The 14,357-nt window shown below is 38.0% G+C and carries 12 protein-coding genes; 10 read left to right on the forward strand and 2 right to left on the reverse strand.

The window, feature by feature from the left end:
* Window positions 1-34: 34 nt before the first annotated feature.
* Window positions 35-1,888, reverse strand: coding sequence for an LPXTG cell wall anchor domain-containing protein (locus LG369_RS03915; protein WP_225750494.1), 1,854 nt, complete (start codon window positions 1,886-1,888; stop codon window positions 35-37).
* A gap of 520 nt (window positions 1,889-2,408) precedes the next feature.
* Here LG369_RS03915 and LG369_RS03920 point away from each other — a divergent pair.
* From LG369_RS03920 to LG369_RS03965, 10 genes are all read left to right on the forward strand, one after another.
* A complete protein-coding gene (locus tag LG369_RS03920) occupies window positions 2,409-3,101 on the forward strand; it encodes a YjjG family noncanonical pyrimidine nucleotidase (RefSeq protein ID WP_225750313.1) in 693 nt (230 codons plus the stop codon).
* Between the two features lie 61 nt (window positions 3,102-3,162).
* Entirely contained in the window at window positions 3,163-3,816 is a 654-nt protein-coding gene (locus LG369_RS03925) for a uracil-DNA glycosylase (protein ID WP_225750314.1), read from the forward strand.
* Window positions 3,817-3,825: 9 nt separating this feature from the next.
* Window positions 3,826-4,290: an NUDIX hydrolase gene (locus tag LG369_RS03930; protein WP_225750315.1), complete on the forward strand. Its 465-nt coding sequence runs from the start codon at window positions 3,826-3,828 to the stop codon at window positions 4,288-4,290.
* 12 nt (window positions 4,291-4,302) lie between these two features.
* On the forward strand, window positions 4,303-5,571 hold the full coding sequence (locus LG369_RS03935; RefSeq protein ID WP_225750316.1) for a dihydroorotase: 1,269 nt from the start codon (window positions 4,303-4,305) through the stop codon (window positions 5,569-5,571).
* Window positions 5,572-5,614: 43 nt separating this feature from the next.
* A complete protein-coding gene (locus LG369_RS03940; RefSeq protein ID WP_225750317.1) occupies window positions 5,615-6,955 on the forward strand; it encodes an MATE family efflux transporter in 1,341 nt (446 codons plus the stop codon).
* Between the two features lie 181 nt (window positions 6,956-7,136).
* A complete protein-coding gene (locus LG369_RS03945) occupies window positions 7,137-8,105 on the forward strand; it encodes a thiamine pyrophosphate-dependent dehydrogenase E1 component subunit alpha (RefSeq protein ID WP_036757432.1) in 969 nt (322 codons plus the stop codon).
* 16 nt (window positions 8,106-8,121) lie between these two features.
* Window positions 8,122-9,114 (forward strand): alpha-ketoacid dehydrogenase subunit beta, encoded by a 993-nt coding sequence (locus LG369_RS03950; protein ID WP_049548449.1) that lies wholly within the window; start codon window positions 8,122-8,124, stop codon window positions 9,112-9,114.
* Between the two features lie 120 nt (window positions 9,115-9,234).
* Window positions 9,235-10,278, forward strand: a complete 1,044-nt coding sequence (locus LG369_RS03955) for a dihydrolipoamide acetyltransferase (protein WP_225750318.1) — start codon at window positions 9,235-9,237, stop codon at window positions 10,276-10,278.
* Between the two features lie 39 nt (window positions 10,279-10,317).
* Window positions 10,318-12,021: a dihydrolipoyl dehydrogenase gene (lpdA, locus tag LG369_RS03960; protein ID WP_006151487.1), complete on the forward strand. Its 1,704-nt coding sequence runs from the start codon at window positions 10,318-10,320 to the stop codon at window positions 12,019-12,021.
* A 58-nt stretch (window positions 12,022-12,079) separates the two neighbouring features.
* Complete coding sequence (locus LG369_RS03965) at window positions 12,080-13,069, forward strand: lipoate--protein ligase (protein ID WP_225750319.1); 990 nt, start codon at window positions 12,080-12,082, stop codon at window positions 13,067-13,069.
* A 72-nt stretch (window positions 13,070-13,141) separates the two neighbouring features.
* Here LG369_RS03965 and xerS read toward each other — a convergent pair whose 3' ends face one another.
* Window positions 13,142-14,212, reverse strand: coding sequence for a tyrosine recombinase XerS (gene xerS / locus LG369_RS03970; RefSeq protein ID WP_070465915.1), 1,071 nt, complete (start codon window positions 14,210-14,212; stop codon window positions 13,142-13,144).
* Window positions 14,213-14,357: the final 145 nt, after the last annotated feature.

Consider the following 14,357-nt stretch of genomic DNA (forward strand, 5'->3'; position numbering starts at 1 on the left):
AGACTTGAGAATCTAAATCTTATATTCTATAAGCCTAATCCTTTTCAGTTTTACGAGTTTTTGCAAGAACGATAATCGATGAAACTAGAACAAGTGAACCAAGAACTGCAATAAGTGTTCCTTTGCTCTCCCCAGTAAATGGAAGTCCTGGTTTTTCTTCAGTAGTAGTTTCAGAAGAAGATGATGGAGTTGTAGTAGTTACTGAAGTTGTAGGTGCTTCAGTAGTAGTTACTGAAGTTGTAGGTGCTTCAGTAGTAGTTACTGAAGTTGTAGGTGCTTCAGTAGTGGTTACTGAAGTTGTAGGCGCTTCAGTAGTGGTTGTTGAAGTTGTAGGTGCTTCAGTAGTGGTTGTTGAAGTTGTAGGTGCTTCAGTAGTGGTTGTTGAAGTTGTAGGTGCTTCAGTAGTAGTTACAGAAGTCGTAGTAGGCGCTTCAGTAGTAGTTACTGTAGTAGTCGTAGGTGCTTCAGTAGTAGTTACAGAAGTCGTAGTAGGCGCTTCAGTAGTAGTTACTGTAGTAGTCGTAGGTGCTTCAGTAGTAGTTACTGTAGTAGTCGTAGGTGCTTCAGTAGTAGTTGTGGTCGTTGTAGTCGTTGTTTCTTCTTTTGGATTCACAATTGTTTTAGTTACTGAATGATCAGCTCCAAAATCGTCAACATTAACTTCTGTATCTGCTACTTTGATGACATAACCTGATGGTGCTTCTGTTTCTGTCAAGATATATTTATCTTTTAATAATGCATTAACAGTAATTTTACCATTTTCATCTGTTTCGTATTCACCGATCACTTGATTGTTGGCTTCACGTACTACTTTAAATTTAGCACCTTTAAGCGGTTGATTCTCATTATCAACTTTTTGGATATTGATTGAGTAAACATAACCTTCACCAACCCCACCAGCGATTTGAACTAAAGCACCATTTGTTACTTCTTTAAGAACTTTTCCTTTGCCTTTTAGAGTTGCATCGTTTTTCAAGAGTTCTTTATCAACAGGATCATAATTTAGACGAACTTTATAAGAAATACGATATTGGTCCGCTTCAGTAATATCTCCTAAGTCAACTACGAAAGATTGTCCATCTTCAGCGAATGTCACTTTATGTTGATCTGTAACATCAACACGGTCAGAGAATTGCCATTCTCCATCTACGAATGCAAATTTACCTTTGATAACTTTAATACTATCTTTTACATAGCTAGCATTTGTAAATTTCAAGTGGTCCTCAATCGTTACACCTTGAATATTCTCTTTTGTACGATTGACTGAAATAGTGTATTGGACCTCTCTTTTGTCACCTTCATTAACCCAACTAGTCTTTGTTAAAAGTTTTGGATCACCATCACCGATACCTTTAAATGTAACCTTACCAGCAGGTTTTGTTTCATTGTTTATCGTAATCTCAATTGGGATTTCTCCTTGTTGAGGGTGTTTTTTGAAATCAACACGTGCATAAAAGAAGAAAGCCCCATTAGTATCAGAGTGTTTTTCAACATAATCTGTATAAGTTAATGTTAATTTTTTGTTAGTAGCATCAACTTTAGCGTGTGCGATGATTTCTTTTGTAATCTTATCAGGAATATCAAAAGTCTGAGAAGTAATCATTAAAGCCTCTGGAACCGTAAGTGTCGTTTGATCCCCAGCCTTAACATTTTTTCCAGCTAAATTAAAATCTGCATTGATACGGAATGTAGCCCATTGCTCTAAATCCCAAGTTAGATCTCCACCTTCATTATTTGATACCTTAACATTTTGGATTGTATCTACGAATTTTCCAGTTACTGAAACCTCAGGAGTTTCAGCAAATGTTTTATTCAAACTAAATACAAAGATAGTTGTCAATAAGCATATCAAAAATGAGAAAATACTAAACTTTTTCTTTTTATTCATCATATACATCCTTCTTATAAATTAAGATAGTTTCTAAATATAATATAAAGTAGCGTCAATCACTAATTGAAAGACGAGTTAGTTATATAGGTTCATTTTATAGACAAACTTTAACTAAGCCTCCTTCTAGTCTAACACTAAAAGTCCCCTATAACGTGAATTATATCACAATAAATTATTTACATCAATGTTTAAGGTGTCAAATTATTATTAAAATGTAAGTTTTTTAAAATATTATATTTTTTATGTTCTTAAGAGATGTAAAGTATAGAAATGCGCTAACATTTCTAGTAATATTGGGAATATTAAATGATGGTATTTAATTTAAATCACGAACTATATTTCTATAATATTTCAGAAATTTAATATATTTTCGTAATACTAGACTGTGAATTTTTGGCTGTAAAGTTTAACCTTTTCCTTCAATTTTCATTCATTTTAAAATGCTTATTTTGTTAAAAGTTATGTTTGTGCTATACTTTTAATTATATAAAAACTATGAATGCAGGATAATAAATAGATGACTTATAAATTTTTACTCTTCGACCTTGATCATACCTTGCTTGATTTTGATACTGCTGAGGATGTGGCTTTAACGCAACTTCTTAAAGAAGAAGGAGTTGAGGATATTCAAGCCTACAAAGATTATTATGTACCTATGAACAAATCACTTTGGAGGGATTTGGAACAGAAAAAAATTACAAAACAAGAACTAGTCAACACACGATTTTCAAAAATGTTTTCGCATTTTGGAATTGAAAAGGATGGCGTATACTTATCTGAACGTTATCAGTTTTATTTAGCTCAACAGGGGCAGGTATTTTCTGGGGCCATGGAACTCTTAGATAGCCTTATTGATCGTGGTTATGAACTCTACGCTGCCACCAACGGGATAACTACAATTCAAACAGGTCGTATGGCTCAATCAGGTCTGGCTCCCTATTTCAACCAAGTCTTTATCTCAGAGCAGTTGCAAACTCAAAAACCTGATGCACTATTCTATGAAGAAATTGGTCAACAGATTGCTGGATTTAGTAAAGAAAAGACGCTGATGATTGGAGATTCCCTAACAGCTGATATTCAAGGTGGAAATAATGCTGACATCGATACTATCTGGTACAATCCTCATCATCTGGAAAATAAAAGCCTAGCCCAACCAACTTATGAAGTCGACTCTTATCAGGCTCTGCTAGAACTCTTAGATAAACTGTAAAAAGTGGTTTCCATAGCCACTTTTTGCTATAATAGAGGCAGTATTAACGAAGGAGTTGGCTATGGAACACTCATCTTGGCACACCTTGATTAAGGAGCAATTACCTGAGGGTTATTTTGGGAAAATCAAACAGTTTATGGAGCAGGTCTATGCGCAAGGAACTGTATACCCGTCTAAGGAAAAAGTTTTTCAGGCTCTGTTAACAACACCACTTGAAGAGGTTAAAGTGGTGATTCTTGGTCAGGATCCTTATCATGGTCCTGGTCAGGCTCAAGGTTTGAGTTTTTCTGTTCCAGATAATATCCCAGCACCTCCTTCTTTGCAAAATATTTTAAAAGAACTTGCTGATGATATTGGAGTTAAAGCATCCCACGATTTGACTTCTTGGGCGGAGCAGGGAGTTTTACTTCTCAATGCTTGCTTGACCGTTCCTGCTGGGAAGGCCAATGGTCATGCTGGTCAAATATGGGAGCCTTTCACGGATGCCGTGATTAAGGTTGTCAATAATTTAGATAGACCAGTAGTATTTGTTCTCTGGGGTGCTTATGCTCGTAAGAAGAAGGTATTGGTAACAAATCCTCAACATCTGATTATTGAATCAGCTCACCCGAGTCCTCTTTCCGTTTACAGAGGATTTTGGGGTTCCAAGCCTTTTTCCAAGGCCAATGCATTCTTAAAAGAAACAGGACAAGAGCCAATTGATTGGCTTAGATAAGGAGAGAATATGCCTCAGTTAGCGACGATTTGCTACGTTGATAATGGAAAAGAATTGCTCATGCTTCATCGTAATAAAAAGCCTAATGATGTCCATGAAGGAAAATGGATTGGTGTGGGTGGAAAGTTAGAGCGTGGAGAAACTCCACAAGAATGTGCTGCCCGCGAGATTTTAGAAGAAACAGGTTTGAAGGCTAAGCCGGTTCTTAAAGGTGTAATCACCTTTCCAGAGTTTACACCAGACCTTGACTGGTACACCTATGTATTTAAGGTGACGGAGTTTGATGGTGATTTAATTGACTGTAATGAAGGGACCTTAGAATGGGTTCCTTATGATGAGGTTTTAAGCAAACCAACCTGGGAAGGAGACCACACCTTCGTAGAGTGGCTTTTAGAAGATAAACCATTCTTTTCAGCAAAGTTTGTTTATGATGGTGATAAGTTATTGGATACCCAAGTGGATTTCTACGAATAAAGGAGAAAGCAGATGTTACTAATAAAAAATGGTCGAGTAATGGATCCTAAGTCTGGTTTGGATCAGGTTTGTGATGTCTTGGTTGAAGACGGTAAAATTGTCAAAATTGCACCACAAATTAGTGAAAAAGATGCAGAGGTCATTGATGCAACTGGTCTTGTAGTTGCACCCGGTTTGGTGGATATCCATGTTCATTTCCGTGAACCTGGTCAAACTCATAAAGAAGACATTCATACAGGTGCACTAGCAGCAGCTGCAGGTGGTTTTACGACAGTTGTCATGATGGCTAATACCAATCCAACCATCTCTGACGTAGAAACCTTGCAAGAAGTTCTGCAGTCAGCAGCTAAGGAAAAAATCAATGTCAAAACTGTAGCAACTATTACCAAGAACTTTAATGGCCAAAACTTAACTGATTTTAAAGCTCTTTTAGAAGCTGGAGCTGTAGGTTTTTCAGATGATGGTATTCCTCTTGAAAGCAGTAAAGTGGTCAAGGAAGCTATGGAAGAGGCTAAAAAACTCAACACATTTATCAGCTTACACGAGGAAGATCCTGGTCTGAATGGTACGCTAGGTTTTAATGAAAATATTGCTAAAGAACACTTCCATATTTGTGGTGCTACAGGGGTTGCAGAGTATGCAATGATTGCACGTGATGTTATGATCGCCTATGCAACAAAAGCCTATGTTCATATCCAGCACTTATCCAAGGAAGAAAGTGTTAAGGTTGTGGAGTTCGCTCAAGGTTTGGGAGCAAACGTAACTGCAGAAGTAGCACCGCAACATTTCTCTAAGACTGAAGCGCTTCTCTTGACTAAGGGAAGTAATGCTAAGATGAATCCACCACTTCGCTTGGAGTCAGACCGCTTGGCAGTTATCGAAGGTTTGAAATCAGGAGTCATTTCAGTCATTGCGACTGACCACGCGCCTCACCATGCTGATGAAAAGAATGTCGAGGATATCACTAAAGCACCATCAGGTATGACAGGACTGGAAACTTCATTGTCACTTGGTTTAACTTACTTAGTCGAAGCTGGTGAGCTAAGCTTGATGGAATTATTAGAAAAAATGACAGTAAACCCAGCAAAATTGTATCATTTTGAAGCAGGTTATTTGGCTGAAAATGGTCCAGCTGATATTACCATTTTCGATGATAAAGCTGACCGAATTGTAGACACACATTTTGCTTCTAAAGCAGCTAATTCACCATTTATCGGTGAAACTTTAAAAGGGCAGGTAAAATACACTATTTGTAATGGACAGATTGTCTATAAATACTAGATGAAATACTGCTCTATAATATTTAAATCTAGAGAGAGTCTGTATGTATCCAACCCATCATTTTAAAGATAAGTTCATTTTATTTCTTAAGATTTTCTTCCCTATTTTGGTTTATCAATTTGCAAATTATTCGGCTTCCTTTGTCGATACGACTATGACCGGCCAGTATAATACTATTGATTTAGCTGGTGTATCAATGGCAACTAGCTTGTGGAATCCTTTCTTTACTTTTTTAACAGGTATTGTTTCTGCCTTAGTTCCTATAGTTGGACATCATTTAGGACGTGGGAAAAAAGAAGAAGTGGCTTCTGATTTCTATCAGTTTCTTTATCTTTCGCTTGGCTTATCCATTTTTCTATTTGTTTTAGTTTTTCTGGTTGCTCCTCTAGTTCTAAATAATATGGGATTAGAAGCGGCAGTAGCAAATATAGCAGTTCGTTATCTATGGTTTTTAGCAATAGGGATTATTCCTCTCTTACTCTTTAGTGTTATCCGTTCATTACTGGATGCGCTTGGGTTAACAAGGTTGTCCATGTATTTGATGCTTTTATTGCTCCCTCTCAATAGTGGTTTTAACTATTTATTAATTTATGGTGCCTTTGGTTTTCCTGAGTTAGGAGGAGCTGGAGCGGGACTTGGGACCTCTATGGCTTATTGGGCCTTATTGGGTATATCTATACTAGTCCTTCTTAAACCAAAAAAATTAAAAGAACTACATTTAGAAAACCGACTACCTTTAGACAGGAATAAAATAAAAGAAGCGATAAAACTGGGGTTACCTATTGGTGGAACTGTATTTGCAGAAGTTGCTATTTTTTCAGCCGTTGGCTTGATTATGGCGAAGTTTTCATCATTGATAATAGCTAGTCATCAGTCTGCTATGAATTTTTCATCTCTCATGTACGCTTTTCCTATGAGTATTTCAACAGCAATGGCTATTGTTGTTTCTTACGAAGTTGGTGCTAAACGTTTAGAGGATGCTAAGAAATACATAAAAATCGGACGGCTATCAGCTATGGCATTCGCAATTTTAACACTTTCTTTTCTGTATTTTTTTAGAGAAAATGTTGCCAGTCTCTATGGTCATGATCCAGAGTTTATTCAACTAACTGCTAGTTTTATGACCTATAGCTTATTTTTCCAGTTAGCTGATACATTTGCGGCACCATTACAAGGGATTTTACGAGGCTACAAAGATACTGTCATACCTTTCTACCTTGGTCTCCTTGGATACTGGGGAGTTGCTATACCTCTTGGTTTGTTTCTAGATTATTCAACAAATCTCGATGCTTATTCATATTGGATAGGTCTTATCGTAAGTTTAGTTGTCAGCGGATTACTCTATCAGTGGCGTTTACAAGTTATTATGAAAAGATTCAAATAATTTGTTGAAAATATCCATGGAAATCAGTTTGTGAAATAGCCATTTTACATAAAGAAAAGTCTTGATTTCATTGACTTTTCTTTTTTTATATTGTGAAAAAATATCAAGCATAATCTTTGACTATAGTTAACCTATAAGTTAGAATAGAACTATAAGAAATTAAACTTAGAAAGGCAAGATTATGTCAACTTTAGATAAAAATCTTTTGCTTGAGATGTTCCGTAAGATGGAAGAAATTCGTCGTATGGATTTAAAAATTGCTCAATTAGTAAAAAAAGGAAAAGTGCCAGGTATGACGCACTTTTCTGTTGGTGAGGAAGCTGCAAACGTTGGGGCTATGTTAGCTCTAAACGAAGACGACCTCATCACCTCAAACCACCGTGGTCACGGACAAGCCATTGCTAAGGGAATCGACCTTAATGGTATGATGGCTGAAATCCTTGGTAAGTATACTGGAACTTGTAAAGGTAAAGGTGGATCAATGCACATCGCCGACCTTGATGCAGGTAACCTTGGTGCTAACGGTATCGTAGGTGGTGGTATGGGAATTGCAGTAGGTGCAGCCCTTACTCAACAAATGAAAAACACTGGTAAAATCGTTGTCTGCTTCTTTGGTGATGGAGCGACTAATGAAGGTGTATTCCACGAAGCTGTTAATATGGCTTCAATTTGGAATCTTCCAGTAATTTTCTACTGTATCAATAACGGTTATGGAATATCTGCTGATATTAAGAAAATGACTAATGTCAAGCATATCCATGAGCGTAGTGCTGCCTACGGCATTCCTGGAATGTTTATCGAAGACGGTAACAATGTTATCGATGTCTACGAAGGATTTAAGAAAGCAGTTGACCATGTTCGTTCTGGTAAAGGCCCTGTCTTAATCGAAAGTGTAACCTATCGTTGGCTTGGTCACTCATCATCAGACCCTGGTAAATATCGTACACGTGAAGAAGTCGATGAGTGGAAAGAAAAAGATCCAATCGAAAACCTTCGCAAGTACCTTGTTGAGAATAAAATTGCTAGTGCAGAAGAACTTGAAGAAATTCAGGCTCAGGTCAAGGAAGCAGTGGAAGCATCTGTTAAGTTTGCAGAAGAAAGTCCATTCCCTCCACTAGAATCAGCTTTTGAAGATATTTACGCAGACTAAGGAGAAGTAGAGAAATATGGAAACAAAATTAATGTCTTTCCGCGATACCATTATCCTTGCAATGTCTGAGGAAATGCGTCGCGACGAAAATGTACTCTTGATGGGTGAAGATGTCGGTGTCTTTGGTGGAGACTTTGGTACATCTGTAGGTATGCTTGAAGAATTTGGACCAGAACGTGTTCGTGACTGTCCGATTTCCGAAGCAGCTATTTCTGGAGCAGCTGCTGGTGCTGCTATGACTGGACTTCGTCCAATCGTCGACATGACCTTCATGGACTTTTCTGTTATTGCCATGGATAATATCGTCAATCAAGCAGCTAAAACTCGTTACATGTTTGGTGGTAAAGGTCAAGTACCAATTACAATCCGCTGTGCCGCTGGTAACGGAGTAGGTTCTGCAGCACAACACTCACAATCATTGGAATCTTGGTTCACTCATATCCCAGGATTGAAGGTTGTAGCTCCAGGTACACCAGCTGATATGAAGGGTCTTCTTAAGTCTTCTATCCGTGACAACAACCCTGTTATCATTCTTGAATACAAATCAGAATTTAACCAAAAAGGTGAAGTTCCTGTTGATCCAGACTATACTATCCCACTTGGTGTCGGAGAAATCAAACGCGAAGGAACTGATGTAACTGTAGTAACATACGGTAAAATGCTTCGTCGTGTAATGCAAGCAGCTGAAGAATTGGCTGAAGAAGGCATCTCAGTAGAAGTAGTAGACCCACGTACTTTGGTTCCACTTGATAAAGAAATCATCATTAACTCAGTTAAGAAGACTGGAAAAGTAGTTCTTGTCAACGATGCCCACAAGACAAGTGGTTTTATCGGTGAAATTTCAGCTATTATCTCAGAATCAGAAGCATTCGATTATTTAGATGCACCTATTCGCCGTTGTGCAGGTGAGGATGTACCAATGCCTTATGCACAAAATCTTGAAAATGCAATGATTCCAACAGTTGAAAGCATCAAAGATGCAATCCGTAAAACTCACAACAAACAATAATATATAAAATAAATTATGTAAACAAATTATGTAAACAAATTAATCAGACGAGAAGCTTTGTATCTAATAGATGCAAAGTTCTCTACGTCCTTGATATCTTATAATAGAATAGGAGAGGTCATGGCTGATGATAAGCTAAGAGCGACTCCTGCAGCTAGAAAATTAGCGGATGATTTAGGAATTAATCTCTACGATATTTCTGGCTCAGGCGCAAACGGTCGTGTCCACAAAGAAGACGTGGAAACATTTAAAGACACTAATGTGGTTCGCATTTCACCACTTGCAAAACGAATTGCCCTTGAACATAACATTGCATGGCAGGAAATCCAAGGAACTGGTCATCGTGGCAAGATTATGAAGAAGGATGTTTTAGCTTTCCTTCCGGAAAATATTGAAAACGATACGATTAAGTCACCTTCTCAGATCGAAAAAGTGGAAGAAATTCCAGATAACGTAACTCCTTATGGGGAAATCGAGCGTATTCCGATGACACCAATGCGTAAGGTTATTGCTCAACGTATGGTTGAATCTTACTTGACTGCACCAACCTTCACGCTTAACTATGATGTCGATATGTCTGAAATGCTTGCCCTTCGTAAGAAAGTCCTTGATCCAATCATGGAAGCAACTGGTAAGAAAATTACTGTTACAGACTTGCTTTCACTTGCGGTTGTTAAGACTCTTATGAAACACCCGTACATTAACGCTTCATTAACGGAAGATGGTAAGACAATAATCACTCACAAATATGTCAACCTTGCGATGGCTGTAGGAATGGATAATGGTTTGATGACGCCAGTTGTTTATAATGCTGAAAAATTGAGTTTGTCTGAGTTGGTAGTTGCCTTTAAAGATGTTATCGGACGTACTTTGGATGGTAAACTAGCTCCTAGCGAGTTGCAAAATTCAACCTTCACCATTAGTAACTTGGGAATGTTTGGTGTTCAATCATTCGGTCCAATCATTAATCAACCGAACTCAGCAATCCTTGGGGTTAGTTCAACAATTGAGAAACCAGTTGTTGTTAATGGTGAAATCGTGATTCGTCCAATTATGAGTCTTGGTTTAACAATTGACCACCGTGTCGTAGATGGTATGGCTGGTGCTAAGTTTATGAAAGACTTGAAAGCTTTAATTGAAAACCCAATCTCAATGTTGGTTTAGAGAATTTATTTTTAGAAATATAGATAAAGGAAGTAAGATATGGCCTTAGAAGTAATTATGCCAAAAGCCGGCGTGGATATGACAGAAGGACAAATCGTCCAATGGAATAAAAAAGTCGGAGAATTTGTAAAAGAAGGAGAAATCCTTTTGGAAATCATGACTGACAAAGTCAGCATGGAATTGGAAGCAGAAGAAGACGGTTACTTGATCGCTATCCTGAAAGGGGACGGCGAGACTGTTCCTGTTACTGAAGTTATCGGTTATCTTGGTGAAGAAGGGGAAAATATCCCAACAGCTGGAGCAGCTGCTCCAGAAGCTAGCCCAGCACCAGCAGCAAGTGCTTCAAATGATGATGGTAAGAGCGATGATGCTTATGATATCGTTGTTATTGGTGGTGGACCTGCTGGTTATGTTTCTGCCATTAAAGCAGCTCAATTAGGTGGTAAGGTTGCTCTTGTTGAGAAATCTGAACTTGGTGGAACATGTTTGAACCGCGGATGTATCCCAACTAAAACTTACCTTCACAACGCTGAAATTATTGAGAATATCGGTCATGCAGCAAATCGTGGTATCGTGATTGAAAATCCTAACTTCACTGTTGATATGGAAAAACTTTTAGAAACTAAATCTAAAGTTGTTAATACTCTTGTTGGTGGTGTTGCAGGACTCCTTCGTAGTTATGGAGTTGATGTTCATAAGGGTATCGGTACTATTACTAAAGATAAGAATGTCTTGGTAAATGGTTCTGAATTGCTTGAAACTAAGAAAATCATCCTTGCTGGTGGTTCAAAAGTCAGCAAGATTAACGTTCCTGGAATGGAATCATCACTTGTTATGACTAGTGACGATATCCTTGAAATGAATGAAGTACCAGAAAGCCTCGTTATCATTGGTGGTGGAGTTGTCGGTATCGAACTCGGACAAGCCTTCATGACATTTGGTTCAAAAGTTACTGTTATTGAAATGATGGACCGTATTGTTCCAGCAATGGATGCGGAAGTATCTAAGAACCTTCGCTTGATTCTTGAACGCAAAGGTATGACTATCTTGACAGGTACTAAACTTCAAGAAATCATTGAAGAAGATGGCAAACTTCGTATTAAAGTTGAAGGAAAAGATGATATCATCGCAAATAAAGCTCTTCTTTCAATCGGCCGTGTTCCAGACCTTGAAGGTATCGGAGAAGTTGAGTTTGAGTTAGACCGTGGTCGTATCAAGGTTAATGAATACATGGAAACTTCTGTTCCAGGCATCTATGCACCAGGTGATATCAACGGTACTAAGATGTTAGCTCACGCTGCCTTCCGTATGGGTGAAGTAGCGGCTGAAAATGCCCTTAAAGGAAATCACCATGTTGCTAAATTGAACTTGACTCCTGCAGCTATTTACACTCTTCCAGAAGTAGCAGCAGTTGGTTTGACTGAAGAACAAGCTCGTGAAAAATATGATGTCCAAATCGGTAAATTCAACTTTGCCGCTAACGGACGTGCCATTGCATCAGATGCTGCTCAAGGATTTGTTAAAGTCATTGCAGACAAGAAATATGGTGAAATCCTTGGAGTCCATATCATTGGTCCTGCTGCTGCAGAGTTGATCAATGAAGCGTCAAGTATCATCGAAATGGAAATCACTGTTGAAGAAATGCTTAAGACAATCCACGGACACCCAACATACTCTGAAGTTATGTACGAAGCATTTGCTGATGTTCTTGGAATGGCTATCCATTCACCTAAGAAAAAATAAAAATAGATAGACTAGACTGGAATTATTTTCCAGTCTCTATCGTATTAGAAGGTATCTTATGAAATACATTATCAATCATTCAAACGACACTGCTTTTAATATTGCTTTAGAGGAGTACGCTTTTAAACATCTTCTTGATGAAGATCAAATCTTCCTTCTTTGGATCAACAAACCATCTATTATTGTAGGACGTCACCAAAATACGATTGAAGAAATTAACCGTGACTATGTTCGTGAAAATGGAATTGAAGTAGTGAGACGAATCAGTGGTGGTGGGGCTGTTTACCATGATTTGAACAACCTTAACTATACCATCATTTCAAAAGAAGATGAAAACAAGGCCTTTGACTTCAAGAGCTTCTCTACTCCAGTTATCAATACCTTGGCTGAACTTGGTGTTAAAGCTGAATTTACAGGCCGTAACGACTTAGAAATAGACGGTAAGAAATTCTGTGGAAATGCACAAGCCTATATCAATGGCCGTATCATGCACCATGGTTGTCTTCTCTTTGACGTGGATTTGTCTGTCCTAACTAACGCACTTAAAGTGTCTAAAGATAAGTTTGAATCAAAAGGGGTTAAGTCAGTCCGTGCTCGAGTAACTAATATTATCGATGAGTTGCCAGAAAAGATCACTGTTGAAGAATTCCGTGATTTACTCTTGGAATACATGAAAAAAGAATACCCTGAGATGACTGAGTATGTATTCTCAGATGAAGAATTAGCTGAAATCAATCGAATCAAAGAAACTAAGTTTGGAACTTGGGACTGGAACTATGGTAAATCACCTGAATACAACGTCCGTCGTGGAACTAAATTCCCAAGCGGTAAAGTTGAAATCTTTGCGAATGTTATTGAGTCAAAAATTCAAGACATCAAGATTTATGGTGACTTCTTTGGTATCGAAGACGTAGCAGCAGTAGAAGATGTCCTTCGTGGCATTAAATACGAACGTGAAGATGTCCTCAAAGCCCTTCAAACTATTAACTTAGGCCGTTACTTCGCAGGAATTACTGCAGAAGAAATTGCTGAAGCTGTTGTAGAATAAACAAAAAAAGAAGTTGGTTTTTTCCAGCTTCTTTTTTTGTAGCTATTACTTACATAATTTATATTATGTGTATTATAAACTATCCAAGGCATTTTTCTGTTCGTCATTAACGATATGCGTATACAAGTCCGTTACCTGTGTGCTAGCATGTCCTAGCTGGTGGCTGACCAAAACTTGGGATTTGGTTGCATCATAGAGACGGGTTGCAAGAGTATGGCGCAGTTTATGGGGGGTTACACGGACTTTAAAGTCTTCAGAATACTTGGCCACCATCTTTTCAACACTAGAAGCATCAATCCGGTTTGGAACACCTCGATACAAGGTTAAGAAGAGGGCAGTATCGGTCTTCTCTGTCTTATAACGTTTGTCTCGAATAGCAAGATATTGCTCTAAATAAGGCTTAGCAAAGGCAGCAACATTGACTGAGTCTCGTTTTCCACCTTTTCGAGTGACATCAATCACCATCATCTTAAGATTGAGGTCTCGAAGATCTAGGTTAACTGCTTCAGAAAGACGGACACCAGAGGCAAGAAGGAGTGCAATAATGGCTAAATCACGCTCTTTATTCTTATTGAATGAAGATAAGGCGCGATTGGAGAGTGTTTGAGGGTACTCCTGGTCGATATAGTTGAGGAAACCTTCTGTTTCATCCCCTAAAAAGAGCTTTTGCTTGATATTTTCAGCTCGAGCAGCCAAGGTTTCTTTCTTTTTCTTGGTAGCAACCTTCTTCATGACATTGCGATAGAAATAAGGTTCACCTTGTTCATTTTCAACCTCCTCAGTCAAATACTTATAAAGACTAGAAAGTGCAGAAAGTGTACGATTAATGGTTGTTTGAGATACACCGTTTTTCGTCGTATTGGCATTGAGCAGAGGACGTTCACGTAAGTAAAGTATAAAGGATTCCATGTCTTTCTTGGTCATGTGCTCCAGAACGTCTAAGGGAATATTGGCCATGGTGTCAGCATCTGATATGCCAGATTCTAAAACCCAAGTAAAAAATCGATCATATTCCTTTAAGTATTCGTACAAGGTCGTAAAACTGTATGGAACAGCCAGTTTCGATTGATAGTATTCTAGAACATACCAGGGCATGACTTGTTTGAGTTTATCGATACGTTCTAATAAGATCTCGCGTTTCATATTTTTCTCCAAATCTTTCTATACTAGTAGTATAGCATAGCTAGATATATTTTTCAAGAAAATTATAGTTTTTCGGAAAGATGTTATAGGGGAGATTTAGGAATGTTCAAATAAGAAACCCATACTCTCTGTAACCAAAAAATTT

Source organism: Streptococcus sp. Marseille-Q4154, assembly GCF_916700545.1.
Lineage (GTDB): Bacteria > Bacillota > Bacilli > Lactobacillales > Streptococcaceae > Streptococcus > Streptococcus infantis_I.

What these genes read in the sequence shown, in the direction of transcription:
- LG369_RS03940 (WP_225750317.1), top strand. Translation starts at nt 5,615, where the DNA reads ATGTATCCAACCCATCATTTTAAAGATAAGTTCATTTTATTTCTTAAG.
- LG369_RS03915 (WP_225750494.1), bottom strand. Translation starts at nt 1,888, where the DNA reads ATGAATAAAAAGAAAAAGTTTAGTATTTTCTCATTTTTGATATGCTTA.
- xerS (WP_070465915.1), bottom strand. Translation starts at nt 14,212, where the DNA reads ATGAAACGCGAGATCTTATTAGAACGTATCGATAAACTCAAACAAGTC.
- lpdA (WP_006151487.1), top strand. Translation starts at nt 10,318, where the DNA reads ATGGCCTTAGAAGTAATTATGCCAAAAGCCGGCGTGGATATGACAGAA.
- LG369_RS03950 (WP_049548449.1), top strand. Translation starts at nt 8,122, where the DNA reads ATGGAAACAAAATTAATGTCTTTCCGCGATACCATTATCCTTGCAATG.
- LG369_RS03930 (WP_225750315.1), top strand. Translation starts at nt 3,826, where the DNA reads ATGCCTCAGTTAGCGACGATTTGCTACGTTGATAATGGAAAAGAATTG.
- LG369_RS03935 (WP_225750316.1), top strand. Translation starts at nt 4,303, where the DNA reads ATGTTACTAATAAAAAATGGTCGAGTAATGGATCCTAAGTCTGGTTTG.
- LG369_RS03945 (WP_036757432.1), top strand. Translation starts at nt 7,137, where the DNA reads ATGTCAACTTTAGATAAAAATCTTTTGCTTGAGATGTTCCGTAAGATG.
- LG369_RS03925 (WP_225750314.1), top strand. Translation starts at nt 3,163, where the DNA reads ATGGAACACTCATCTTGGCACACCTTGATTAAGGAGCAATTACCTGAG.
- LG369_RS03955 (WP_225750318.1), top strand. Translation starts at nt 9,235, where the DNA reads ATGGCTGATGATAAGCTAAGAGCGACTCCTGCAGCTAGAAAATTAGCG.
- LG369_RS03965 (WP_225750319.1), top strand. Translation starts at nt 12,080, where the DNA reads ATGAAATACATTATCAATCATTCAAACGACACTGCTTTTAATATTGCT.
- LG369_RS03920 (WP_225750313.1), top strand. Translation starts at nt 2,409, where the DNA reads ATGACTTATAAATTTTTACTCTTCGACCTTGATCATACCTTGCTTGAT.